A 25,410-nucleotide genomic window follows, 5' to 3' on the forward strand; every position below is an offset into this window, starting at 1 on the left:
AAGTGATCGTACGTAACTGGATGCAGCCGAATCCGACCGTGTTGACCGGCGACACGCTGCTGTCCGAGGCGAAGCGGATCCTGTCGGAAGCCAATGTCCACGCGTTGCCGGTCGTCGATGACGGCCGCCTGCGTGGCCTCATCACGCGCGCCAGCTGCCTGCGCGCCGCGCACGCCGCGTTGCGCACCCAGGACACCGACGAGCTCAGCTATTTCTCGAATCACGTCAAGGTCAAGGACATCATGGTCCGCAACCCCGCGACGATCGACGCCGACGACACGATGGAGCACTGCCTGCAGATCGGCCAGGAGCACGGCGTCGGCCAGTTGCCGGTGATGGACGGCGACAATGTCGTCGGCATGATCTCGGCGATCGAGATGTATTCGCTGGCGGCGCATTTCCTCGGCGCCTGGGAAAAGCGCAGCGGCGTGACGCTCGCGCCGATGGAACTCAAGCCGGGAACGATGGGGCGCATCGCCGACATCGTCGAGGCGGCGAACGCCGAACTGCTCGCGATCTATCCGATCAGCATTGGCCACCTGAACGCGTCCTCCGCGTCGCACGCCAAGAAAGTGATCGTCCGCTTTCACGCCGCAGATACCGACACGGTGATCTGCGCACTCGGACGCGCAGGATTCGAAGTCATCGAATCCGTCCAGGCAATGCATTGAACCCTCATTGAACCCCCTTCCGCTGACTTGCACCGTCACTCACCAAGGAGTTTTCGAATGGACCTGAGATATTTCATCAACCAGTGCGCCGAAGCCCACGAGCTCAAGCGCGTCACGACCGAAGTCGACTGGAATCTGGAGATCTCGCACGTCTCCAAGCTGACCGAGGAGAAGAAGGGCCCGGCGCTGCTGTTCGAGAGCGTCAAGGGCTATGACACTCCGGTCTTCACCGGCGCGTTCGCGACGACCAAGCGCCTCGCGATCATGCTCGGCCTGCCGCACGACCTGACGCTGTGCGAATCGGCGCAGCAGTGGATGAAGAAAACGATCACCTCCGAAGGCCTGATCAAGGCGAAGGAAGTCAAGGACGGGCCGGTGCTGGAAAACGTGCTCAGCGGCGACAAGGTCGATCTCAACATGTTCCCGGTGCCGAAGTTCTTCCCGCTCGATGGCGGGCGCTACATCGGCACGATGGTGTCGGTGGTGCTGAAGGACCCCGAGACCGGCGAGGTGAACCTCGGCACGTATCGCATGCAGATGCTCGACGACAAGCGCTGCGGTGTGCAGATCCTGCCCGGCAAGCGCGGCGAGCGGATCATGAAGAAGTACGCGAAGATGGGCAAGAAGATGCCCGCGGCGGCGATCATCGGCTGCGACCCGCTGATCTTCATGGCCGGCACGCTGATGCACAAGGGTGCGAGCGACTTCGACATCACCGGCACGGTGCGCGGCCAGCAGGCCGAGTTCCTGATGGCGCCGCTGACCGGGCTGCCGGTGCCGGCCGGCGCCGAGATCGTCCTCGAAGGCGAGATCGACCCGAACGCCTTCCTGCCGGAAGGGCCGTTCGCCGAATACACCGGCTACTACACCGACGAACTGCACAAGCCGATCCCGAAGCCGGTGCTCGAAGTCAAACAGATCCTGCACCGCAACAACCCGATCCTGTGGGCGACCGGCCAGGGCCGGCCGGTGACCGACGTGCATATGCTGCTCGCCTTCACGCGCACCGCGACCTTGTGGACGGAGCTCGAGCAGATGCGCGTGCCGGGCATCAGCTCGGTGTGCGTGCTGCCGGAGTCCGCCGGCCGCTTCTGGGCCGTCGTGTCGGTCAAGCAGTCCTACCCCGGCCACTCACGCCAGGTCGCCGACGCAGTGATCGGCAGCAACACCGGCAGCTACGGCATCAAAGGCGTCATCACGGTCGATGAGGACATCCAGGCCGATGACCTGCAGCGCGTGTTCTGGGCGCTGTCGTGCCGTTACGACCCGATGCGCGGCACCGAACTCATCAAGCGCGGCCGCTCGACGCCGCTCGACCCGGCGCTCGACCCGGACGGCGACAAGCTCACGACGTCGCGCATCCTGATGGACGCGTGCATCCCGTACGAGTGGAAACAGAAGCCGGTCGAGGCGCGCATGGACGAGGAAATGCTCGCCAAGATCCGCGCCCGCTGGCACGAGTACGGCATCGACTGAGCGACAACTACCACCGACACGCAACGGCCGTCCGGCGAGGCGGCCTCACCGAGGATATGGAAACATGGAACAGGCAAAGAACATCAAGCTGGTGATCCTCGACGTCGACGGCGTGATGACCGACGGCCGTATCGTCATCAATGACGACGGCATCGAATCGCGCAACTTCGACATCAAGGACGGCATGGGCGTGATCGTGCTGCAGCTGTGCGGCATCGACGTGGCGATCATCACGTCGAAGAAGTCCGGCGCGGTGCGCCATCGTGCCGAGGAGCTGAAGATCAAGCGCTTCTACGAAGGGATCAAGAAGAAGACCGAACCGTATGCGCAGATGCTCGAGGAGATGAACATTTCCGACGCCGAAGTCTGCTACGTCGGCGACGACCTCGTCGATCTGTCGATGATGAAGCGCGTCGGGCTCGCGGTCGCGGTCGGCGACGCGGTCGCCGACGTCAAGGAAGCCGCGACCTACGTGACGACGGCGCGCGGCGGCCACGGTGCGGTGCGCGAAGTCGCCGAGCTGATCCTCAAGGCGCAGGGCAAGTGGGACGCGGTGCTCGCGAAGATCCACTGAACGGTTCAACACCTTTTCGAATCGCTTCCATCCACAGCAAGGAGATCGACGTGGCAAAGATTTCGGCACCGAAGAACAACCGCGAATTCATCGACGCGTGCGTCGCGTCCGGCGATGCGGTACGCATCAAGCAGGAAGTGGACTGGGACAACGAGGCCGGCGCGATCGTGCGCCGCGTGTGCGAGCTCGGCGAAGCCGCACCCTTCATGGAGAACATCAAGGACTACCCGGGCTTCAGCTATTTCGGCGCGCCGCTGTCGACCTATCGGCGCATGGCGATCGCGCTCGGCATGGACCCGGCCTCGACCTTGCCGCAGATCGGCGCGGAGTACCTCAAGCGCACCAACAGCGAGCCGATCGCACCGGTCATCGTCGACCGCCGCGATGCGCCGTGCAAGGAGAACATCCTGCTCGGCGACGACGTCGACCTGTGCAAGCTGCCGGTGCCGCTGGTGCATGACGGCGACGGCGGGCGCTACGTCGGCACCTGGCACGGCGTCATCACCAAGCATCCGGTACGGGGCGACGTGAACTGGGGCATGTACCGCCAGATGATGTGGGACGGCCGCACGATGTCGGGCGCGGTGTTCCCCTTCTCCGACCTCGGCAAGACGCTGACGGATTATTACCTGCCGCGCGGCGAAGGCTGCCCCTTCGCGACCGCGATCGGCCTGTCGCCGCTGGCCGCGATGGCCGCGTGCGCGCCGAGCCCGATCCCCGAGCCGGAGCTGACCGGCATGCTCGCCGGCGAGGCGGTGCGGCTCGTGAAGTGCGAGACGAACGACCTCGAAGTGCCGGCCGACGCCGAGATCATCATCGAGGGCATGATCCTGCCCGACTACAAGGTCGAGGAAGGCCCGTTCGGCGAATACACCGGCTACCGCACCAGCCCGCGCGACTTCCGCGTGACCTTCCGCGTCGATGCGATCACCTATCGCAACAACGCGACGATGACGATCTCGAACATGGGCGTGCCGCAGGATGAAGGGCAGCTGCTGCGCTCGTTCTCGCTCGGACTGGAGCTGGAGAAGCTGCTGAAGAGCCAGGGCATCCCGGTGACCGGCGTCTACATGCACCCGCGCTCGACGCACCACATGATGATCGTCGGCGTGAAGCCGACCTACGCCGGCATCGCGATGCAGATCGCGCAGCTCGCGTTCGGCTCCAAGCTCGGGCCGTGGTTCCACATGGTGATGGTGGTCGACGACCAGACCGACATCTTCAACTGGGACGAGGTCTATCACGCGTTCTGCACGCGCTGCAATCCGGAGCGCGGCATCCACGTCTTCAAGAACACGACCGGCACCGCGCTCTACCCGCACGCGACCCCGCACGAGCGCAAGTACTCGATCGGCTCGAAGGTGCTGTTCGACTGCCTGTGGCCGGTCGACTGGGACAAGACCAACGACGTGCCCACGGTCGTCAGCTTCAAGAATGTCTATCCCAAGGACATCCAGGAGAAGGTCGTCAACAACTGGGCCGATTACGGCTTCCGCGGCGCGAAGAAATAAGGAGCGGTCATGGCAAACAAGTGGGAAGTGTTCGTGATGGACCTCGGGGAACTCGCCGAGGGCAAGGAGCTGGAACTGACGATCCGCACGCTCAACGACGGGCTGCACAAGTACACCTACCAGCGCGCGAAGGTGGAGGTATCGAGCAAGCTCGACCAGTTCGCCGACAGCCTGCAGGTGCGGCTCGGGCGCGGGCAGTTGAGTGACCGGAAGTTCTCGATCCGCGTGATCGAGCGCGTCGAGCGCTTGCCGGCGCAGTACCGGTAAGCACTCCGAACCGGGCGGGCCGCGAGGCTCGCCCGAACCCTCCACGCATCATCGAACGGAACACGAAGACGATGGCCTACCCCGACCTGCGCAGCTTCCTGGCCGACCTCGGCGACGACCTGCTGCACGTGCGCGACGAGTTCGACCCGCAGTTCGAGATTGCGGCGGTGCTGCGCAGCCTGCCCGCCGACGCGCCCGCGGCGCTCTTCGAGAACGTGCGCGGCTACCCCGGCGCGCGCGTCGCCGGCAACCTGTTCGGCGCCCGCCGCCGCGTCGCGCGCGCTTTCGGCACGACGGAAGACCGGCTCGCGCAGGCCTGGCTCGCGAACAAGCAGCGCGCGATCGCGCCGGTCGTCGCGAAGAGCGCGCCGGTGCAGGAGGTCGTGCACGAATCCCCCGACGATCTGCTGTCGCTGCTGCCGGTACTGACTCATCACGAGAAGGACGGCGGCCCCTTCATCACGACCGGCGTCGTGCTGTGCACCGACCCGGCGACCGGCCGTCGCGGCATGGGCATCCATCGCCTGATGGTCAAGGGCGGCCGCCGGCTCGGCGTGCTGCTCGCGAACCCGCCGCTGTCGCAGTTCCACGCCAACGCCGAAAGCCTCGGCCGGCCGCTCGACGTCGCGATCGCGCTCGGGCTGGAGCCCGCGACGCTGCTCGCGTCGGTCGTGCGCAGCGGCCCGCAGGGGCCGGACAAGATGGCCGTCGCCGGCGGCCTGCGCGGCGAGCCGGTCGAGCTGGTGCGCGCGCGCAGCGTGGAGGTCGAAGTCCCGGCGCGCGCCGAGATCGTCATCGAAGGCCGCATCCTGCCGGGCGTGCGTGAGAGCGAAGGCCCGTTCGGCGAGAACACCGGCTACTACTTCACGAACGTCAGCCCGGTGATCGAAATCAGCGCGGTCACGCACCGCGACAACTTCATCTATCCGGGGCTGTGCCCGTGGTCGGGCGATGTCGATACGCTGCTGTCGCTCGCGGCCGGTACCGAACTGCTCGGCCAGTTGCAGACGATGGTCGCGGGCGTCGTCGATCTCGACCTCACATCGGGCACCGCCGGCTTCTCGGCCGCGATCGCGGTGAAGGGCTGCCCGCGGCACGAGGCGCGCCGCCTCGTGATGCTCGCGCTGAACCTGGACAAGCGTCTCAAGACCGTCACCGTCGTCGATGACGACGTCGACATCCGCAACCCGCGCGAAGTCGCCTGGGCGATGGCGACGCGCTACCTGCCCGAACGCGACACCGTGATCCTCGGCGGCGCCGAAGGCTACGTCATCGACCCTTCATCGGCGGGCAGCAGCGCGGGCTCGAAAGCGGGCTTCATCGCGACGCGCGGCGCCGGCCCCGAATTCGACCGCATCACGCTTCCCGCCGCCGCACTCGCGAAGGCGCAGGCCCTGCTCGCCACGCTGCACAAATAACGGAGACAGCACCATGAGAATCGTCGTCGGCATTTCCGGAGCAAGCGGTGCGATCTACGGAATCCGCATCCTCGAAGTGCTCAAGCGCATCGGCGTCGAAACCGACCTCGTGATGTCGGATTCGGCGAAGCGCACGATCGCCTACGAGACCGATTACTCGATCAACGACGTCAAGTGCCTCGCCTCTTGCGTCCATGACATCAACGACGTCGGCGCCTCGATCGCGAGCGGCTCGTTCCGCCACGCCGGCATGATCATCGCGCCGTGCTCGATCAAGACGCTGTCCGCGGTCGCAAACTCGTTCAACACGAACCTGCTGATCCGCGCCGCCGACGTCACGCTGAAGGAACGCCGCAAGCTCGTGCTGATGCTTCGCGAGACGCCGCTGCACCTCGGCCACCTGCGCCTGATGACGCAGGTCACCGAGACCGGCGCGGTGCTCGTGCCGCCGCTGCCGGCGTTCTACCACCGGCCGAAGACGCTCGACGACATCATCAACCAGTCGGTGACGAAAGTGCTCGACCAGTTCGACCTCGACATAGACCTGTTCGGTCGCTGGACGGGCGACGAGGAACGCGAGTTCGCGAAGTCGCGCCAGGGGCAGCCGGCATGCTGACCACCGCCACCAGCCTCGAACTCGAAGGCGAAGTCGCGCCGGGGCTCGGCGAAGGCTCGCGCTTCACGGCGATCGACTGGGTGATCGTGGAGTTTCGCAAGAAGCTCGGCTTCATCCCGTGGCCCGGCACCTTCAACCTGCGCATGCACGGCATGCGCTGGGAGGCGCTGCGCCGGCGGCTGCTCGCCGCGAGCGGTATCGCCATCACACCGGCTGACGGGTTCTGCGCGGCAAAGTGCTTCCCGGTGCGCATCGCGGGGCGCCTTTCCGGCGCGCTGGTGCTGCCCGACATGAACGACTATCCGCCGGACAAGTTCGAGATCGTCGCGCCGGTGTCGATCCGCGAAACGCTGGGACTCGCCGACGGCGACCTCGTGAACCTGCGTCTCGACCTCGCCCTGCCCGTCGCGCGCGACGACGCGGCGGCCGCCTGACCCCTTCAAGGAGCACCAAGATGGCCCCGAAGTTCTGCCCGCAATGCAGCACGCCGCTGGTCCTCGCGAAGATTCACGGCCGCGAACGCGAGACCTGTCCCGCCTGCGGCGAGACCTTTTTCCACAAGCCCGCGCCGGTCGTGCTGGCCGTGATCGAGCACGCGGACCGGCTCGTGCTGATCCGCCGCAAGCTCGATCCGCTCGCGGGCTACTGGGCGCCGCCCGGGGGCTACGTCGAACAGGGCGAATCGCTCGAAGAGGCGGTGATCCGCGAGGCGCGCGAGGAAAGCGGGCTCGAGGTCGCCGTCGACGGGCTGATCGGCGTGTATTCGCAGGCCGACGTGCGCGCCGTGATCCTCGCCTATCGCGCGCATTCGATCGGTGGCGAGCCGGTGGCCGGCGACGACGCCGGGGAAATCTGCCTCGTCGCGCCGGGACAGCTGCCGATGCAACGCCCGCCCGAACGCGGCGAGGCGATCGACCAATGGTTTTTCAGGGTCATCCAGGGGGTGACCGCCCCGTGGAAGTGGGGGCGCCGTACCGGCGCCAAGAAGATGATGAGGAGCTAGGAGACGAACATGACCAGTGCAAACGTGATTACCCCCGACATGCCCGCCAAGCTGTTGGACTACCTTCGCCGCGGCGGACCGGCGCTGCTGCTGACGACGGGCGCCGACGGCTACCCGAGTTCGGCCTATACATGGGCCGTGGCCCTCGACGGCAAGCGCTTGCGCTTCGGCGCCGACGAGGGCGGGTCCGGCTACGGCAACCTGCAGCGCACCTCGCAGGCCGCGGTGCACATCATCGGCCCGGACAACCTCGCCTACCTCGTCAAGGGCACGACGCGTTTCCTCAAGGAGCACATCAACGCCGCATCGCCCGCGCGCATGGCGCTGTTCGAGCTGGATGTCATCGGCGCCCGCGACCAGTCCTTCCCGGGAGTGACGGCAAAGCCCTTCACCTACGAATGGCCGGCCGCCCAGCGCGACGCGCTGACGAAGATGGAACAGTCGGTATTCACCGAAATGCGCGATTTCGCGAAGTAACAAACGCCACGCCTTACCGGCACCTCGTTCAGACCTTCAGGAATTTACCCATGTCGTATTTCGATCAAGCCACCGAAACCCTCCCGCGCGAACAGCTCGCCGCGCTGCAGTTGTCGAAGCTGCAGGCGATGTCGGCCGAGCTGTGGGGCAAGAACCGCTTCTACACCGACAAGTGGCGCGCCGCCGGCGTCGAGCCCGGCGATATCCGCTCGCTCGCCGACCTCGCGAAGCTGCCGCTGACGAAGAAATGCGAGCTGATGGAAGACCAGGCGGCGAACGGCCCGTTCGGTACCAACCTGACCTACCCGATCGAGCAATACGTGCGGCTGCACCAGACCTCCGGGACCACCGGCGTCCCGCTCAAGGTGCTCGACACCGCGGATTCGTGGGACTGGTGGGGGCGGTGCTGGGCGCACGTGCTCGCCGGGTCAGGCGTGAATTCGTCCGACCGCGTGTTCCTCGCGTTCGCGTTCGGCCCGTTCATCGGCTTCTGGGCCGCAATGGAAGGCGCGCGCAAGCTTGGCGCGGTGATGATTCCGGGCGGCGGGCGGGATTCGGCGCAGCGGCTCGAACTGATGCGCGACACCGGCGCGACCGTGCTGTGCTGTACGCCGACCTACGCGCTGCGACTCGCCGAAGTCGCGCGCGAGACCGGCTTCGACCTCTCCGCGATCCCGATGAAGTCCACCGTCCATGCGGGCGAACCGGGCGCGAACATCCCGGCGACGAAGAACCGCATCGAGGGCGCGTGGAGCGCGAAGTGCTTCGACCACGCCGGCGCGTCCGAGATCGGCGCGCACTCGTTCGAATGCGAAGTCCAGCCCGGCGGCACGCACGTCATCGAGAGCGAGTTCATCGTCGAAGTCATCAACCCCGAGACGCTCGAAGCGGTCGCGCCCGGGCAGCGCGGCGAACTCGTGATCACGAACCTCGGCCGCTGGGGTTTTCCGCTCGTGCGCTACCGCACCGGTGACCTTGTCGAGACCGATCTCTCGCCCTGCGGCTGCGGCCGCAGCTTTCTGCGCTTTACCGGCGGCATCCTCGGCCGGGCGGACGACATGGTCACGGTGCGCGGCGTGAACGTCTTCCCGGCCGGCGTCGAGAACATCCTGCGCAAGTTCGCCGAAGTCGATGAATTCCGCATCACGGTGAACAAGGTCAAGCAGATGGACGAGATGGACATCGAAGTCGAGCTGCGCGAAGGCTCAGACCCGCGCATCGTACAGGCGATCGCCGAGCGGCTCGACGCGATGCTCGCGTTCCGCCCGCGCGTGAAGGACGTCGGCCGCAACATGCTGCCGCGCTTCGACATGAAGGCGAAGCGCTTCCACGTGAACCGTGCTTCGTGACGCCACGGACGAAGTGGCCGGCCGGCCGCCGATGACATTGAAATGGTCGTCGTGCGCGCCGCCGCCGGGCGAGGTCGCACCGGTCGGCGCGACTTCGCCCGGCACCGTCGTCTATGCGATCGGCGACATGCACGGCTGCTGGGCGCTGCTCGACGCGATCCACGAAGGCATCCTGTTCGACGCCCGCTTGCGCCGCGCCGCGCGCCGCAAGGTGATCTATCTCGGCGACTACGTCAGCCGCGGCCCGGACTCGCGTCAGGTCGTCGAGCGGCTGATCGAATGGCGGCCGCCGGGCTTCGAGATCGTCCCGCTGAAAGGCAACCACGAAGACCTGCTGCTGCGCTTTCTCGACGGCGACTTCGCGAACGGTGCGCAGTGGCTCGACCACGGCGGCGTCGAGGCGCTCGCGCATTACGACGTCTTCCTCGAAGATTCCACCGCGCGCGACGACGCGACGCTCGCCGACGCGCGCCACCGCCTGCTCGCCACCGTCCCGGCCGCACACCGCACCTTCCTGCGCGGCCTCGCGACGAGCCATCGCGACGGCGATTACCTCTTCGCGCATGCCGGCGTGCTGCCGGGCGTGCCGGTCGACGATCAGTGCGACAGCAACCTGATGTGGATCCGCAGCCGCTTCCTGGAATCCGCCGCGGACCACGGCGCGATCGTCGTCCACGGCCACAGCATCTCGCCCGCGCCGGACATCCGCCACAACCGCATCGGCATCGACACCGGCGCCTACCGCAGCGGCATACTCACGTGCGCCGTGCTCGACGGCACCGAACGCGCTTTCCTGCAGACCGAGATTGGAAATGGCCCGGCCGAGGCCAGGGGCGCGTCGCCCCGATTCGTGCCAACCACCGCACCGCAGCACACCAAAACAATCAAGGAGGAAACATGACACTCAAGCACATCGGCATCGCGCTGGCCGTCGCCGGGCTGACGGTCGGCGCCGCGAGCGCGAAGGAAGGCGCCGACCAGTACCCGCACGGCAGCGAGAACTGGTTCGCCGGCGCGCTGCCGCCGCCGGGAGACTATTTCCTCAACTATTTCGGCTATTACGAAGGGGATCTGCGCGACGGCAGCGGCGACAAAGTGCGGGGCGCGTCGGTCGAAGTGTGGTTCGACGCGCTGCGCTGGGTCAAGGTCACCAACAAGAAGATTTTCGGCGCCAACTGGACGGTGCACGCGATTGTCCCGATCGTGCATCAGCGCACCGAACTCGGCGGCGTGCGCGACACGGTCTCCGGTCTCGGCGACATCATCTTCTCGCCCTTCACGCTCGGATGGCACGCCGGCAACTTCCACTGGCTTTTCGCACTCGATTTCTACGCGCCGACCGGCAAGTACGAATCCGGCGAGCCGACCAAGAGCATCGGCGCGAACTACTGGAGCGTCGAGCCGGTGTTCGCGGTGACGTGGCTCAACGAGAAAGGCTGGGAGGTATCAACGAAGTTCATGTACAACATCAAGGCGAAGAACAACGACTTCCGCCCCGCGCCCGGCGCACCGAAAATGGACTACGAGTCCGGCGACGAGCTCCACATCGACTACCTCGCCGGCAAGCGCTTCGGCCCGTGGGGCGTCGGCCTGTCGGGCTACTACGTGAAGCAGACGACCGACGACGAGCTCGAGGGCGACGCAATCTCGTCGGCGCTCGGCCCGTGGTCCAAGGGCCGCAAGGGCGAAGTCTTTGCGATCGGCCCGAGCGTCAGCTACACGACGAAAGGCGGCACGATGCTCGTCGCACAATGGCAGCACGAAACCGAAGCCGAAAACCGTTTCCGCGGCGACAAGGCCTGGTTCAAGCTCGTGACGCCGTTCTGAGCAAGGCTGCGGCGCGCGGGGTTGCACAGCGCACCGCAGTCTCTTGTGCGGGCAGGCGGCAGGCTGTCAGCCGGTGCCGTCCGCCCCCGGCAGATCGGCCGGGCGGCCCTGATCGGCCTGCCGGTAGTCACAGATGCCCTGCGGAAAGATCCGCTCCAGTCGCGCCCGGTAGGGACGCATGTCGATCGGTTCGTAGAGCCCGGCATCCAGCGCCTCGCCGACCGTCTGCAGCGCGCACTTGAAATGATCGCCGCGTATCGTGTCGCCCGCGACGATGCGCGTATTGCCGTAGATGGGATAGGCGCGCATGCACGGGCCGGGCGGACGCTGGTTCCATTCGCCGTCCCATACCCGATCGCCGCTGAACATCGTCTTGCCCTGCGCATCGATACAACGATCGCTCGCGGCCGCCGGACGCAGCGCGGACCAGGACTGCTCGGGACGTGCCCGCTTGGCCGCGAGCCATCGCTCGATCGCGGCGAAGGCCTCGGGGGTCGGATCGTGCTTCCTGTCGCTGACCCAGATCGCCTGGTTTCCCGCATCTCCCTGTGCCGCAAGGAGCCGCGCGCGCACCGAAAAGGACGCCGAAGCATGGTGCATGTCCAGCACCGGTTCCAGATAGTGGCGCACGTCGATGACCGGAATGTCGAGCCGCCCCAGAAAGACCTGGCCCGATCGATACGCCGCTGCCATCGCCAGGCGGTCGCCCTCGAAGCGCGGCGCCGGCGCGTCGCGGGTCTTGCCGCGATTCATGTTGTGCGCGCTCCACGGCGAGAAATCCTGCAGATCACTGCTGGCCCCGCGCAGGATCCAGAAACGCTCGCGCTCCATCTCGGCGACGGGCTTCCAGCTGCCGACACGGGCATTGAGGCGCAGGAACTGCTCGGCGTCGATCTGCCCGCGCTGCAGCGCCCGCAGGCCGTATTGGACCCCCACGTTGTCCCACGGGATGCGCGCATATCCGTGCGCATCGGTGCCGTAGAAATCCTTCAGATCCTCGAAATAGCTCCACTGCACGCGCCTGAACACCCGTCTGGCGAGCCGGTCTTCGATGAACGCGAAGCGCGGGTTCAGCACCAGCGGCGTCAGCCCGCGCCAGCCGACCACGCATTCGGTCTGGCCCTCGGCGTCCGCCAGCCGACGCTCGCCGGCCAGCAGGGCGAGCCGGGTGGTCGTCGCGATTCTTCTTGCCCTGCCCTCACCCTGGTAATCGTTGCTGGCGTTGAGACCTTCGACCCATTGCCGATGTTCGGCCTGGTGCCACAGCGGATTGCGGCGGTCGGTCCTGTCGAAGTAATACTCAAGCAGTTCGCAATCGAGCGCCCAGATGGTCTGGGTGACCATGTCGGGATACGAATACTGCGCGATCGCCGCATCGATCAGGCCGGGACGGTTCTGGGCCAACAGATACTGCTGAATCGCACCACCGGACCCGCCCACGCCGATCGTGTAATCCGGTTCGCCGTACAGCGCGACGAACTGGCGCTTTACGCGCAACGCGGTATCTTCGGCCAGCCAGATGTTGTAATGGGTGGAAGTCGTCGTGCCGGTCGACGCGACCACCGCATAGCCCTGCGCCAGTTGCTCGCGCCGCCCCTCGAGGACCCTCGACGGCTTCACCCTGCCTTGCCGGTGCCCGATGCCGACGCCACCGGAAAACTGGTAGATCAGGCGGCCGTTCCAGTGCGCGGCACTCGGGGCAGCGAGGGTTTCATGAGGCCCCTTCAGCGCCGCGATGACGTAGATGAAACGGTTGATCGTGCCCATTTCCACGCGCACGATGAACGGCACCTGGGCACCGTTGATGCTGACGCTGTCGACGTCCCGCACCACCTCCGACCACCGCTCGAATTTTTCCTTGTCGCGGGGCTTGTAGTAATACCAGGCCCGGGTGCGCACCAGACAATCCTGGCTGTAACCGATCGGCGCGGGGTTCGCAAAGACCGTGGCGGCCTTCGAGACGACCGGCGTGCCGACCCTGGCATGATTGTCCACCAGCGGTTGGCCCAGGCCGGAAGCTTCGGTGTCGCAAACAAACGGATACTGCCTGGGACCGGCAAACAGGGCTTCGCCCGGCCCCACCTCGCCGAGCCTTATCGGAAACCGGAACGTCTCGGCAGGGCGCTGCAGCCGCGACGGGTGCGGTCCGTCGTAGGGTGCGGCGGGCGCCTTCGCATCGAAGCCGGCCGGCAAGCCGACCACGATCGGACTTTGCGCCTTCGGCGGCGCGGAGGACCCGGCGGGCAGCGTGGCCGTCAGCAGCAAGCTCAACCACACCCACCCTTTCGCCGGCATATTCCCCCCTATGCGAGTGAATCGATCAGGACCCTTTCTTTACGTGTTCGCGGGTCACTTGCGCGGTGTCGTCGTCCGTTTCCGGATCCGGATCCTTGCTCGGGTCCGGCACGGGGTCGGGCTCCGGTGCCGGGTCAGGCTGCGGCCCCGGCACCGGCGGTGTAGTCGTATGCATCATCCACTCCCTCACTGACTCGGCAATCGCTCGCCGTCGCATGCGCCGGTCGGCTTCGGCCTGCCGCCGTCGCCTTCCAATATTAGGACACGCCGCCGGGCCCAGCCGCTTTTCCGCGGCGACAAGCCGGGCGGCGCGCGCCATCGCTCGCCGTTCGAAAGCGCGCAGCCAGATCCAAAAATTCGATATCCACAATCCGGCCGATCGAATTTACAAACCCTACCCCGCCCTTTAACTTAGCGATGACCCCGGCACCGTCGGGGATTTGGAAAGCGCGGGACGGGCACGGCCGGGGCCTCCCGTTCCGCGCGGATCCTGAAGGCTTCACGACGTTCGGGGGCGGGGTTCTATGCATGCAGCGAAACCGGTCGAAGCAGGCGCAGCGTGGAACAGGGGACGGCGCTTGACCGGCGCTGTACCGCCCGCGGGAGCCGGATCATGATGCTCATGCGGCGCTGGTCGGTACGCCGCGCCTCGGCGCTGGCGCGCGTCTACCGCGCGGTGCTGGCCGTCATGCCGGTCGCCCGGGCCGGCCTGCGGCTCGTCGGGCGAGCGCCGGCCGAACGGCTGCTCGCGCCGATCGAGCGCGCCGCCAAGGCCTTCCTCTTCGATTGCCGCATGTGCGGCCAGTGCGTGCTGTCATCGACGGGCATGGCCTGTCCGATGAACTGCGGCAAGCAGATGCGAAACGGCCCGTGCGGCGGCGTGCGGCCGGACGGCGGCTGCGAAGTTGTGCCGGGAATGCGCTGCGTGTGGCTCGAGGCGACCGACGGGCGCAGGCGCATCGCGTACGGACAGCGACTCCCCGCAACCCGGCTGGCACCGCTCGATCACCGCCGCCGCGGCCAGTCGACGTGGATCCAGGTGATCGCCGCCGAGACGCCGCAAACTCCCGCACCGCCGGCTGCGCGCGCACCGCGCCCGGCGCATCCGGCGGGCGCTTTCGAGCGCGCCTGCGCCTCCGGCCGCTTCCTCGTGACGGTCGAAGTCGGCCCGCCGGACTCCGCCGACCCCGCTGCGCTGCTGCAGCGCGCGGCCCGTTTCCGGGGACTCGTCGACGCGATCAACATCACCGACGGCGCGGGCGGCAACTGCCACATGTCGAGCGTCGCCGCCTCCGCGCTGCTGGTGGCCGCCGGCATGACGCCGATCTACCAGGTGACGTGTCGGGACCGCAACCGCATCGCGATCCAGGGCGACATCCTCGGCGCCGCCGCGCTCGGCGTGCGCAACATCCTGTGCCTGACCGGCGACGACGTCAGCCGCGGCGACCAGCCTGAAGCGAAGCCGGTGTTCGACCTCGACGCGGTGTCGCTGCTGGGCACCGCGTGCGGCATGCGCGACGGCGGCACGTTCGCCTCCGGCCGCAGGCTCGACACGCCGCCGGACCTCTTCGTCGGCGCGACCGCGAACCCGTTCGTGCCGCCGCACCGCGAGCGCATCATCAACCTCGAGAAGAAGATCGACGCGGGCGCGCAGTTCATCCAGACGCAGTTCTGCTTCGACCTCGACCTGCTCGAAGACTTCATGCGCGAAGTACGCGCCCGCGAGCTGCACCGGCGCGCACGCATCATCGTCGGCGTCGGTACGCTCGGCTCGGCCCGCGCGCTGCAGTGGATGGCCGCGCACGTGCCCGGCGTGCACGTCCCGGAAGCGACGCTGCGACGCATCGCCGCGGCCCGCGACCAGAAGGAGGAAGGACGCCGCGTGTGCCTCGAAACCATCCGCGCGCTGACGCAGATCGACGGCGTGGCGGGCGTGCACCTGATGGGCCACAAGAACGAGGACGTGCTGGCGGACATCATCGCCGCTTCGGGCCTGCGCCGCCGGCCAGCCCTGCAAGTCCATTGAAATCCCGTGTCGATTGAGGAGGAAACCCGAATGAACGCGATGACCGATCAGGAAACACTGCTCGTGGAGTGGCTCGCCGACATGAACGAGGACGACGCGCTCGAACTCGCGAAGAAGATGCTGTTCGACGAGAAAGCGGACCCGTTGCGCGTGCTGGAGCTTTGCCGCATGGCGATGGACGAGGTCGGCAGGCGCTTCGAGCAGGGCGAGTACTTCCTGCCCGAGCTGGTGCTCGCCGGCGAGATGCTCGAGACCATCGGCGCGCTGGCCAAGCCGCTGATCAGCGAGGACGGCGAAGGCGCGCAGAAGCTCGGCCGCGTGCTGCTCGGCACCGTGCACGGCGACCTGCACGACATCGGCAAGAACATCGTCGGCTTCATGCTCGACATCAACGGCTTCGAGGTCAAGGACATCGGCATCGACGTGCCGGTCGCGGAGTTCCTCGCCGCGATCCGCGAGTTCGATCCGCAGGTCGTCGCGCTGAGCGGCTTTCTGACGCTCGCGTTCGACTCGATGAAGGAGACGATCGAGGCGATCGAGCAGGCGGGCCTGCGCGAGGGGCGCAAGATCATGATCGGCGGCGGGCAGATCGACAACGCGGTGTGCACCTACACCCGTGCCGACGCGTTCGGCGTCAACGCCGTCGATGCGGTGACGCTGAGCAAGGGCTGGATCGGCGTCGCCGCGTGATCGCGGCCGGCGGCGAGACGGATTCCCGGATGCCCTGCGCGCGCGGCTTCGACGTGCTGAAGGCGGTGGACGGCCTGCCGGAAGGATCGGCGAGCCACAGCCGGCTGCGGCGCGAAGTCCTCGATCTCGCGCGCGACGAAGGGCTCGTCGAAGCCGCCTACAGCTACCGCATCGTCGCGCTCGACGCGCCGGCGGGTGAGTGGCTGCGCGCGGGCGGTGAGGCCTTCCATGCGCCGTGGCTGCTGCCCGAATCGGGACGGTTGACCGCACTGGCTTGCGCGAGCTGCACCATCGGCGCGGGCATCGAGAGGCGCGTCGCGAGCCTCGTCGCCGCGCGCCGGGCGTCGCGTGCGCTGGCGCTCGACCAACTCGGCAACGAGCTGCTGTTCGAAGTCTCCCGCATCGCGCAGGACCGCATGCTCGCCGACGCGAGGCGCCGGGCGCTCACGATGGCGGGCGAGCTGCGCCCCGGCGATCCGGGCCTCGCGCTCGACGCCCAGGCCGCCGTGCTGCGGCTCGCGGATGCCGCCGCGATCGGCATCGAGCTCAACGCCGGCCTGCTGATGCGCCCGCACAAATCGACGTCGATGGTGCTCGGCGTCGGCATCGACCTGCCGGCCGTATCGTGGTCGCGCTGCCAGCACTGCCGCTCCCGCGCAAGATGCCGGCACGGCGCGGCAGTGGCTGCGGCCGCCTGATCCTGACGAAAACGCTGCGGAGCCTCCATGACCAGTCGTGACAAACCGTTCGCGCGGGCACTGACGCTGAACTTCCCGCAGCTCGGCCGCGCCATTACCGCGAGCGGCGGCGAGACGGTCCTCCAGAGCGCGCGGCGCCACGGCATTCGCATCGTCGGCGCGTGCGGCGGCCGCGGCACCTGCGGCGCGTGCATGGTGCACATCAGTGACGGCGAGATCGAAGCCGATCATGCCGATCCCGCCGCCCCGTCGCCCGCCGCGCCGGCAAACCGGAAGAAATGGGTCCGCGCCTGCCGGGTTCGCGCCCGCAGCAACTGCACCGTCGAAGTCGCGCCGCGCTCGCTCGCACCGGTCGCGCGCGCGGACGTCGCGGGCGACGGCGACGCCGACCTCCTGCGCCTCGACGCGGCGGTCGTGAGCCGCGAGGTGCACGTCGCCGAAGCGACGCTCGCCGACAATGTCGCCGACATCGACCGCGTGATCCGCGCGCTCGCCGTGCCGCTCGACACGCCCGGCGCGCCGTCGATCGGCACGGTCGACCTGGTCGCCGCGCGGCAGCTGCCGCAGATGCTGCGCGACGCCGCCTGGTCGCTGCGCCTGTGCCTGAGAGGCTCCGAGCTGATCGATGTCGCCCCGCCGGGCAGCCGCATGCTCGGGCTTGCTGTGGACCTCGGCACGACCAACGCGGCCGGCTTCCTCGTCGATCTGCAAAACGGCACGCGCCTGGCCAGCCTCGGCCTCGAAAACCCGCAAGTCGCATGGGGCGCGGACCTGATCAGCCGCATCGATTACACCGTCGGCGGGCCAGCGGAGGCGGCCGACGAACTGCGCGCGGCGGCGCTCGCCGTGATCGATGCGCTCGCCCATGACCTGTGTGCCGCGGTCGGCGCGAGAGCGACCGAAATCGTCGACGTCGTCGTCTGCGGCAACACTGCGATGCATCACCTGCTGCTCGGGCTGCCGGTGCGGCAACTCGGCCGCGCGCCGTTCGTCGCGGCGGTGCGCGACGCCATGGACGTCAAGGCGCGCGAGTTCGGCCTCGCCGTGAGCCCCGGCGCGTATGTCCACGTCGCGCCGAACGTCGGCGGCTTCGTCGGCGGCGATCATGTCGCCGCGCTGCTCGCGACCGAAAGCCACTGGCGCGCCGCCGCGACGAGTCTCGTGATGGACATCGGCACGAACACCGAAATCTCGCTGATCCACGACGGCGTCTTCCTGTCCGCGTCGAGCCCGTCGGGGCCGGCGCTCGAAGGCGGCCACATCTCGTGCGGCATGCGCGCCGCCGAAGGCGCGATCGAACGCGTCGGTCTCGACGGCGGCCGCCTCGCGGTGCGCACGATCGGCGGCAAGGCGCCGCTCGGCCTGTGCGGCTCGGGCGTGCTCGACACGCTGGCGACGCTGCGCCGCGCCGGCATCGTCGATCGCCGCGGGCGCATCCAGGCGCCGCACCGCGACGTCGGCGGACAGGACGGCGAACGCTTCGCGGTGCTCGCCCCCGGCGTCCATTTCACCCAGGCCGACGTGCGCGCGGTGCAGCTCGCGAAAGCCGCGATCCGCACCGCCGTCGACCTGCTGCTCGCCGACGCCGGGCTCGAGGCGCCGGCGATCGGGCGCTTCATCATCGCCGGCGCTTTCGGCACCTACATCGACATCGACAGCGCGGTCGCGATCGGCATGTTCCCGGATCTGCCGCGCGAGCGTTTCGTCCAGGTCGGCAACGCGGCCGGCGCCGGCGTGCGGCAGATGCTCGCCAGCACGGCAGCCCGCAGCCGCGCACGGCAGCTCGCCGCCGGCTGCCGCTATGTCGAGATGAGCACGCGCGCGCAGTTCCAGCGGGCGTTCATGCACAACATTGGATTCCACTGAAGCACACACGGAGGAAAGATCGTGACGACAGGCAACAGCTTCGACATCCGGATCATCGGCGAGCGCATCAACCCCGGCTTCAAGAGCACGCGGGCGCTGTTCGACAACAGCGACATTCCCGGCATCCAGGCGCTGGCCATCAGGCAGGTCGAGGCCGGAGCGGTGTACCTGAACGTGAATGTCGGCTCGCAGGCGATGACCGACCGCCCGTTCCTGACCGACGTGATCCAGGCGATCCAGGACGTCGTGGACGTGCCGCTGTCCTTCGACGTGCCGAACACCGAGCTTTTCGAACTGTGCCTGAAAACCTACGACCGTGACGCGGCGGGCGGCGAGCTGGCGATCGTCAATTCCATCACCGAGCACCGCTGGGACGCGATGGACCTGTACCGCGAGCATCCGTTCAAGGTCATGGTCATGGCCTCGGAGAGCGTCGTCGATGGCGTCGCGAAGAACAACAAGACCGCCGAGGATATCGCCTCGACGGCGCGGCGCGCGGCGCTGCGCCTGCGCGACGACTGCGGCATGCCGATGGATCACATCTACATTGACCTGTCGGTCAGCGCGATCATCGCCGACACTGAAGGCCTCAACCGCGCCACGCTCGACGCGGTGCGGCTGATCGGCACCGACCCGGACCTCGAAGGCCTGCACATGACCGGCGGGCTGTCCAACATCGGCCAGCAGCTGCCGGCGAAAGCCGCCGACGGCTCGGACCTCAAGCATTGCCTCGAGAACGCCTTCCTCACGCTCGCGGTGCCTTTCGGCTTCGACACCGTGCTCGGCACGCCGTGGCGCGGCTATCACCCGCTGCCCGAGGACGACTACGTACTGACGACCTACCGCCACTTCCTCGACCAGAAAGGCAGCCAGGCGCTGCGCGCGGTGCGCAAGTTCTACAAGGCGTGACGCGATGCCGACCGAAACCATCATTGTCGACAGCTACTTCGACGGCGAGCGCCACCACGAGCACGGCCCATACGGCTTCCTGATCACCGAGGGGCGGATCGCCGCAATCCTGCCGGCAGCCCAGCTCGCGCTCGTCGCGCCCCCGGCCGCGACGCCGCAATGCGCGGCATTCCTGATGCCGGGCCTCGTCGACGCCCACGTGCACCTGTTCCTCGATGGCACCCAGCTCGACGCGACGCGACGTGCGGACTACTTGAAGGCGCCGCTCGACGAGATGCTCGCGGTGGCGGCGCACAACGCGGCGGCGACGCTCGCGTGCGGCATCACGACGGTGCGCGACGCGGGAGACCGCTTCGGCATCAACCACCGCCTGCGGACGGCGGCCGCGGAACGGGACGCCGGCCTGCCGGCAGTACGTTCCGCCGGCCTCGGGCTGAAGCGCCCGAAGCGCTATGGCGCGTTCATGGGGCGGGACGTCGCCGACAGCGACGAGATCGTCGCCGCAGTGCATGAGCTTGCCGCCGACTGCGACGACATCAAGCTGATCCTCACCGGCATCATCGATTTCGACGCCGGCTGCGTCGCCGGCGAGCCGCAATTCGACGTGGAGTCGGCGGGGCTGGTCGTGCGCACCGCGCACGCGCTCGGCAAACGCGTATTCGCGCACTGCAGCGGGACGGCCGGGCTCGATGTCGCGATCGCGGCGAAAGTGGATTCGATCGAGCACGGTTTCTTCATGACGCGCGACAGGGTCCGGGCGATGGCCGAGCGCGGCATCGCGTGGACGCCGACCTTCGCGCCGGTGCATTTCCAGTGGGCGCGCCCCGAAGTCGCAGGGTGGTCACCGCAGACCGTCGACAACATCGCCCGCATCCTCGGCGAACATGCGGAAAACCTCGTGCGCGCCGACGACGCGGGCGTCACGCTGCTGTGCGGCTCCGACGCCGGAAGCCACGGCGTCGGCCATGGCGCCGGGCTGCTCGACGAGCTGCAGTGGCTGCACGAAGCCGGGCTGTCGGTGGCGGCAGTGCTGCGCGCGGCGACCGCGGCGGCCCGGCGTCACTGGGGCGAACCGGCGCTGCTCGCCGCAGGCGCGGCGTTCGACGCGGTGCTGCTCAGGGCGTCGCCATTCGAGCGTTTCGGCGCGCTGCGCGAGCCGGTCGTGGTGTTCCGCGACGGCCGGCGGCTCGCGTCGCCTCTTGGCGTGACAACGCGCCCGGGCGCAACGGAGCGCAGCCGGACGTGGCTGGCGGAAGCCTGAAACAAGCGGCGGCGGCCTCGGGAGCGTCGGACGCCCCCGAGGCCGGCCCGCCGGGATCGGCTACTGCATGAGCATCGCCTTCGCGTCCGCGAGCAGCTTGTCGCCGTCGTAGCCTTTGGCCGTGACCTCCTTGACCCATTCGAGCGCCACGCCCTCGGAGGCCTTGATCCAGTTCTGCACTTCGGCGGCCGGCACGGTGTAGAACGCGTTGTTGCGCGCTTCGGCCAGCTTGCGGTTCGGCGCTTTCGCCTCATCCCAGATCCGGCCAATCCAGGCCGAGGTCTCGGCGCCGCTGTTCGCATCGATCACTTTTTTCAGCTCGGGAGGCAGGCTCTCGTATTTGGCCGGGTTCATCGCCAGGACGAAAATGGTGTTGGCGATATTCGGCAACGAAGAATCGGTCTCGGTGTGGTACTTCACGATTTCGTCGAGCTTGAGCCCCGGCATCACCTCCCACGGCAGCAGCGCACCGTCGATGACCCCTTTGGCGAGGCTTTCCGGGACCTGCGGCACCGGCATCGGCACCGGCGTCGAGCCCAGCGCCGCAACCAGCTTGGTCGACAGGCGGCTCGGCGCGCGCAGCTTCAGCCCGGCGAAGTCCGCGATCGTCCTGACCTGCTTCTTCGTCGTGTGGATCTGCGCCCCTTCGTGAGTGTGGAAGGCGAGCGGCCGCACGCCCTTGTATTCCTCGGCGGCGTACTTCGCGGCGTAGTTCCACAACGCGCGGCTGGCTTTTTCGGCGGTGCTCGTCATGAACGGCAGCTCGAACACTTCGGTGACCGTGAAGCGCGCCGCCTGGTAGGTCGGGACGGTCAGGATGATGTCCGCGACGCCGTCTTTCGCCTGGTCGAACAGCTGCGTCGGCATGCCGCCCAGCTGCATCGACGGATAGATCTGGCACTTCAGCCCGCCGGCGGATTCCGCGGCGATCTTCGCGCACCACGGGCCGAGCAGCCTGGTCTGGGCGGTGGAGCTCGGCGGCAGCATGTGATGGACCTTGAGTACGACTTCCGCATGCGACGGCAAGGCGCCCGCCATGGCCCCTGCGGCGAGCACAGGTAAGAGAAGCGCGCGTGTTTTCATGCTTTGGGTCTCCCGGGAATCAGTCGGACTGGCTGCCGACGGCGACGTGATGGCGGCCTCGCGGAGGCACGAGGGACGGTGAAGGCGCGGTGGCTCGATTCGTCTGCCCGAGCCCTGGGCGAAGCCGCACTCCGGCTTTGGTGAGGATCGGGTGCGCGCACTCAACCCGCATACTTGCGGGCGGCGGCGAACATCGCGCGGACGTTGTCGACCGGCGCCTCGTCGGGCAGGCCGAACGCACAGTCGAGGATCAGCTTGCCGCCTTTGTGAAACACGTTTTCGGCGAGGTGGCGCACCGCGGCGTCGACCTCGGCGGGCGTCCCGGTGGTCATCATCGACGGCGACAAATTGCCGCGCAGCGCCACCACGTCGCCGAGCACTTCGAACGCCTTGACCATGTCGGTGCGCTCGAACCAGTAGATGCACTTGCCGGGCGGGACATCCTTGATGATCTCGAGCCGCTTCGTGCAATCGGCTTCCCACAGCGGCATCGGGATCAGGCCGGCGTCGATCAGGCCGATCAGCAGGCGGCGGAACGACGGCCACCAGAACGTCTCGAACTGCTTCGGCGACATGAACGCGTCGGGCGCCCAATGCACCGGGATGAACACGATGGGATTGCCGGAAGCGCGCGCGGCCGAGACGATCTGCTTCAGCAGGAACACCGCAACCTTGTCCAGCAGGGCCAGCAACTGGTCCTTCTTGCGGTACAGGTCCTTCATCATGCCGGTCGCGCCGCGAAAGTAGTCGGCGATGAAGTCGTAGGGCGCGATGCCTGTCGTGCCGTTCGTGCTCGGGTAGCCGAGCGTCGCCAGGCGGTCGGTGAAGGCGATATGGTGCTGCGCGAAGCGCTCGGCCTCTTCAGCGGCCCGGATGACTTTTTCCAGCGCCTCGCGCACCCGCGGCTTCGCGAACGGGCGGATGCCGCCGAGCAGCCGGAAGTAGTACAGCCCGGGAAGATAAGGCAGGTCCTCGAAGCCCTCGAACGCCGAGGCGACACGCGGCAGGTAGGTGTGCAGGTAATAGCCGGTCGGATCGAAGATGAAGTCTTCGTACTCGTCGGCTTTCATGTATTCGCGGTCGAGGTACTGGAACGGCTGGTCGTCGCCGACGCCGTGCCCCGGCCACTGCAGCTGCTTGAAACCGATGGCTTCGAGCGACGGGCCGGCGGTCGCCGTGAGCAGCAGCGGACTGACGACGTCGGGGTCGAATTCCAGCACCGCGCGCTCGCCGATCTCGCGCGTCTTTTCGTAGTCGTACATCAGCTCGCGGCACGTGATGCCGGCGTAGCGGGCGAGCCAGAATGTCGAGTAGAAAGCCACCGGCATGCGGTCCGGCTGCTTCAGCGCGACGCAATCGATGATCCGCTGCCAGCGCGTGTCGAAGGCGGAAGGGGTGGCGGCGACCGCGGCCGGGGTTTCATCGAGCGTTTCGCAGATGTCGTTCATCGTGTGCATTGCCTCCCTGCGGCTGAGGGCCAATATCCGGAAAGTGCTAGAGTCCGTCAATCCGCTCCGATGGATTAGGGAAATCCAAAAAATGAATCTTCATTCAGTGGATCTGAATCTATTGGTAGTCTTCGATGCGATCCTGCGCCACAAGAGCGTCAAGGACGCCGGAGCCGAGCTCGGCCTCAGCCAGCCGGCGATGAGCTATGCGCTGGCGAAGCTGCGCACGACCTTCGACGATCCGCTGTTCTTCCGCACCGGAATCGAGATGCTGCCAACGGCGCGCGCGTCGCTGCTGGCGATGCCGATCGGCGAGGTGATCGAAAAGATAAAGAACGACGTCTTCGGCGCCGCGCCGTTCGACCCGGCGCAATCGACGCGCCGCTTCACGCTGTGCATGGCCGACATCGGCGAGAGCAACTATGTGCCGATGCTGATGAACGCGCTGCAGGTCAAGGCCCCGGGCGTCAGCCTCCGAACCGTGTTCATGCCATCGAACGCGATGAAGGAAGCGATGCTCACTGGGGAAGTCGACCTCGCGATCGGCCCCTTCACCGACCTCGAACAGGGCCAGTATTTCCAGCAGGGGCTGCTCGACTGCGGCTTCGTCTGCATCGTCCGCGCGGACAACCCGCTCGCACGGGGCGAGCTGACGATGGAGCGTTTCCTCGCGGCGCGCCACGTCACGGTGAGCTCCCCCGCCCGCAGCATGGTGCTGATCGAGCAACACATGCGCCAGCTCAGGCTCGATCTCAACGTGAAACTGCGGGTGTCGAGCTTCCTGAGCCTGCTCCACATCGTCACCCGCACCGATCTCATCGCGGTGGTTCCCGCCGAGGTCGCGCGCACGCTGAAGGAATCGGGCGGGGTCGAGGCCTTGCCGCTGCCTTTCGACGCGCCGACCTTCACGATCCGCCAGTTCTGGCACCAGCGCTTCCATAACGACCCGGGCAACCGCTGGCTGCGCCGCGAAATCCACCACTTGTTCCGGCCCCTCGCCACGGCCTGAGCGCGCGCCGCAGGATGCTGTTTCGGCTGGAATAGAATGATCACTCGTTCGGCGCCTTGCCACAGCCCCCATCGAAGCCGGACGCGATGGAGCGCGGCCTGCAACGGAAGCACGCATTTTGCAGTTGACCGATCCGCGCGCACACGTCACCTTCTCGTCGAAGGCGGTACGACGGGCCTCGCGTGGACGCTGACGAAACTTCCGCGCAGGCCGTCCCGATGACCCCGGCCGCCACCCGTAATGGAAGAGAGATCACGATGCACACCGCGGATACCCAAAGCGCCGGACCGGTCGCGAGCGGCGATGAAACGGACCAGCGGAACACCCGCCTCGTCGCTTCATGCCGGTTGCCGACCCCCTGGGCCACCTTCCGGATGCACGGCTTCGAAGAGCCGGCGACCGGGCGCGAGCACGTCGCGCTGACGCTTGGCACGATCGCCGACGGCAAGCCGGTGCTGACCCGCGTTCACTCCGAGTGCCTCACCGGCGACGCCCTGTTCAGCCGGCGCTGCGACTGCGGCCCGCAACTCGAAGCGGCGCTCGCAGCGATCGCCGCCGAAGGGCGCGGCGTGCTGCTGTACCTGCGCCAGGAAGGCCGTGGCATCGGCCTGCTGAACAAGGTCCGCGCCTACGCGCTGCAGGACGAAGGCGCGGACACCGTCGAAGCCAATCACCTCCTCGGCTTCGACGCCGACACGCGCGATTACGCGGTCGCCGCCTCGATGCTGCGCGAACTCGGTATCGCCTCGCTGCGGCTGATGACGAACAATCCGCGCAAGGTCGACGCGCTCGAGCAGTACGGCATCGCGGTCGCCGAGCGCGTGCCGCACGTCATCGAGCCGAACCCGCACAACGCGAACTACCTGCGCACCAAGGCGCAGCGGCTCGGCCACCTGCTCGCCGGACACTGACGCGGCAACGGCGCACGGCCGTTGC

The 25,410-nt window shown here is 67.5% G+C and carries 24 protein-coding genes; 21 read left to right on the top strand and 3 right to left on the bottom strand.

What is annotated here, in order from left to right; genetic code table 11:
• The first annotated feature begins 2 nt into the window (after positions 1-2).
• The 13 genes from GO606_RS04325 to GO606_RS04385 all read left to right on the top strand — a co-directional run bounded on the left by GO606_RS04325 (position 3) and on the right by GO606_RS04385 (position 11,189).
• Positions 3-671 carry a CBS domain-containing protein gene (locus tag GO606_RS04325; protein ID WP_169118783.1) on the top strand — a complete coding sequence of 223 codons (669 nt, stop codon included), beginning with the start codon at positions 3-5 and terminating at the stop codon, positions 669-671.
• Between the two features lie 57 nt (positions 672-728).
• Positions 729-2,147, top strand: a complete 1,419-nt coding sequence (gene ppcB, locus GO606_RS04330; RefSeq protein WP_169118784.1) for a phenylphosphate carboxylase subunit beta — start codon at positions 729-731, stop codon at positions 2,145-2,147.
• Positions 2,148-2,211: 64 nt separating this feature from the next.
• Positions 2,212-2,721 (top strand): phenylphosphate carboxylase subunit delta, encoded by a 510-nt coding sequence (ppcD, locus tag GO606_RS04335; protein WP_169118785.1) that lies wholly within the window; start codon positions 2,212-2,214, stop codon positions 2,719-2,721.
• A gap of 50 nt (positions 2,722-2,771) precedes the next feature.
• The gene (gene ppcA, locus GO606_RS04340) at positions 2,772-4,232 is read left to right on the top strand and encodes a phenylphosphate carboxylase subunit alpha (protein WP_169118786.1); all 1,461 of its coding nucleotides are present in this window, start codon (positions 2,772-2,774) and stop codon (positions 4,230-4,232) included.
• A 9-nt stretch (positions 4,233-4,241) separates the two neighbouring features.
• Positions 4,242-4,499: a phenylphosphate carboxylase subunit gamma gene (gene ppcG / locus GO606_RS04345; RefSeq protein WP_169118787.1), complete on the top strand. Its 258-nt coding sequence runs from the start codon at positions 4,242-4,244 to the stop codon at positions 4,497-4,499.
• Between the two features lie 71 nt (positions 4,500-4,570).
• Positions 4,571-5,917 carry a UbiD family decarboxylase gene (locus GO606_RS04350; RefSeq protein ID WP_169118788.1) on the top strand — a complete coding sequence of 449 codons (1,347 nt, stop codon included), beginning with the start codon at positions 4,571-4,573 and terminating at the stop codon, positions 5,915-5,917.
• Positions 5,918-5,930: 13 nt separating this feature from the next.
• The gene (locus GO606_RS04355; protein WP_169118789.1) at positions 5,931-6,533 is read left to right on the top strand and encodes a UbiX family flavin prenyltransferase; all 603 of its coding nucleotides are present in this window, start codon (positions 5,931-5,933) and stop codon (positions 6,531-6,533) included.
• Positions 6,527-6,967, top strand: coding sequence for a DUF120 domain-containing protein (locus GO606_RS04360; protein ID WP_169118790.1), 441 nt, complete (start codon positions 6,527-6,529; stop codon positions 6,965-6,967). The genes GO606_RS04355 and GO606_RS04360 overlap by 7 nt, the downstream gene beginning before the upstream one ends.
• Before the next feature lie 20 nt (positions 6,968-6,987).
• The gene (locus tag GO606_RS04365) at positions 6,988-7,536 is read left to right on the top strand and encodes an NUDIX hydrolase (protein ID WP_169118791.1); all 549 of its coding nucleotides are present in this window, start codon (positions 6,988-6,990) and stop codon (positions 7,534-7,536) included.
• A gap of 9 nt (positions 7,537-7,545) precedes the next feature.
• Positions 7,546-8,013, top strand: a complete 468-nt coding sequence (locus GO606_RS04370; protein WP_169118792.1) for a pyridoxamine 5'-phosphate oxidase family protein — start codon at positions 7,546-7,548, stop codon at positions 8,011-8,013.
• A 50-nt stretch (positions 8,014-8,063) separates the two neighbouring features.
• Positions 8,064-9,362, top strand: coding sequence for a phenylacetate--CoA ligase family protein (locus tag GO606_RS04375; protein WP_169118793.1), 1,299 nt, complete (start codon positions 8,064-8,066; stop codon positions 9,360-9,362).
• Between the two features lie 31 nt (positions 9,363-9,393).
• A complete protein-coding gene (locus tag GO606_RS04380) occupies positions 9,394-10,263 on the top strand; it encodes a metallophosphoesterase (protein WP_169118794.1) in 870 nt (289 codons plus the stop codon).
• A complete protein-coding gene (locus GO606_RS04385; protein WP_169118795.1) occupies positions 10,260-11,189 on the top strand; it encodes a SphA family protein in 930 nt (309 codons plus the stop codon). The genes GO606_RS04380 and GO606_RS04385 overlap by 4 nt, the downstream gene beginning before the upstream one ends.
• 66 nt (positions 11,190-11,255) lie before the next feature.
• On the opposite strand, the gene GO606_RS04390 is transcribed toward GO606_RS04385, so the two are convergent.
• Positions 11,256-13,484, bottom strand: a complete 2,229-nt coding sequence (locus GO606_RS04390) for a DUF6351 family protein (protein WP_169118796.1) — start codon at positions 13,482-13,484, stop codon at positions 11,256-11,258.
• A gap of 613 nt (positions 13,485-14,097) precedes the next feature.
• Between GO606_RS04390 and GO606_RS04395 the strand changes: the two genes are divergently transcribed.
• From GO606_RS04395 to GO606_RS04420, 6 genes are read left to right on the top strand one after another with little or no spacing between them, the layout of a single operon-like run.
• Positions 14,098-15,510 carry a methylenetetrahydrofolate reductase C-terminal domain-containing protein gene (locus tag GO606_RS04395; RefSeq protein ID WP_169118797.1) on the top strand — a complete coding sequence of 471 codons (1,413 nt, stop codon included), beginning with the start codon at positions 14,098-14,100 and terminating at the stop codon, positions 15,508-15,510.
• Between the two features lie 30 nt (positions 15,511-15,540).
• Positions 15,541-16,200 carry a cobalamin B12-binding domain-containing protein gene (locus GO606_RS04400; RefSeq protein ID WP_211166647.1) on the top strand — a complete coding sequence of 220 codons (660 nt, stop codon included), beginning with the start codon at positions 15,541-15,543 and terminating at the stop codon, positions 16,198-16,200.
• Positions 16,201-16,229: 29 nt separating this feature from the next.
• On the top strand, positions 16,230-16,898 hold the full coding sequence (locus GO606_RS04405) for a hypothetical protein (RefSeq protein ID WP_169118798.1): 669 nt from the start codon (positions 16,230-16,232) through the stop codon (positions 16,896-16,898).
• A gap of 27 nt (positions 16,899-16,925) precedes the next feature.
• On the top strand, positions 16,926-18,764 hold the full coding sequence (locus tag GO606_RS04410; RefSeq protein ID WP_169118799.1) for an ASKHA domain-containing protein: 1,839 nt from the start codon (positions 16,926-16,928) through the stop codon (positions 18,762-18,764).
• Between the two features lie 21 nt (positions 18,765-18,785).
• Positions 18,786-19,673 (top strand): dihydropteroate synthase, encoded by an 888-nt coding sequence (locus GO606_RS04415; RefSeq protein ID WP_169118800.1) that lies wholly within the window; start codon positions 18,786-18,788, stop codon positions 19,671-19,673.
• 4 nt (positions 19,674-19,677) lie between these two features.
• Positions 19,678-20,934: an amidohydrolase family protein gene (locus GO606_RS04420; protein ID WP_169118801.1), complete on the top strand. Its 1,257-nt coding sequence runs from the start codon at positions 19,678-19,680 to the stop codon at positions 20,932-20,934.
• 60 nt (positions 20,935-20,994) lie between these two features.
• On the opposite strand, the gene GO606_RS04425 is transcribed toward GO606_RS04420, so the two are convergent.
• A complete protein-coding gene (locus GO606_RS04425; RefSeq protein WP_169118802.1) occupies positions 20,995-22,017 on the bottom strand; it encodes a TRAP transporter substrate-binding protein in 1,023 nt (340 codons plus the stop codon).
• Between the two features lie 161 nt (positions 22,018-22,178).
• On the bottom strand, positions 22,179-23,465 hold the full coding sequence (locus GO606_RS04430; RefSeq protein ID WP_169118803.1) for a uroporphyrinogen decarboxylase family protein: 1,287 nt from the start codon (positions 23,463-23,465) through the stop codon (positions 22,179-22,181).
• Positions 23,466-23,556: 91 nt separating this feature from the next.
• Here GO606_RS04430 and GO606_RS04435 point away from each other — a divergent pair, with 91 nt between their 5' ends.
• Both GO606_RS04435 and ribA read left to right on the top strand, forming a co-directional pair.
• Positions 23,557-24,474 carry a LysR family transcriptional regulator gene (locus GO606_RS04435; protein ID WP_169118804.1) on the top strand — a complete coding sequence of 306 codons (918 nt, stop codon included), beginning with the start codon at positions 23,557-23,559 and terminating at the stop codon, positions 24,472-24,474.
• 257 nt (positions 24,475-24,731) lie between these two features.
• Positions 24,732-25,385 carry a GTP cyclohydrolase II gene (gene ribA, locus GO606_RS04440; RefSeq protein WP_169118805.1) on the top strand — a complete coding sequence of 218 codons (654 nt, stop codon included), beginning with the start codon at positions 24,732-24,734 and terminating at the stop codon, positions 25,383-25,385.
• The last annotated feature ends 25 nt before the right edge of the window (positions 25,386-25,410 follow it).

The organism is Aromatoleum anaerobium, assembly GCF_012910705.2.
Taxonomy (GTDB): domain Bacteria; phylum Pseudomonadota; class Gammaproteobacteria; order Burkholderiales; family Rhodocyclaceae; genus Aromatoleum; species Aromatoleum anaerobium.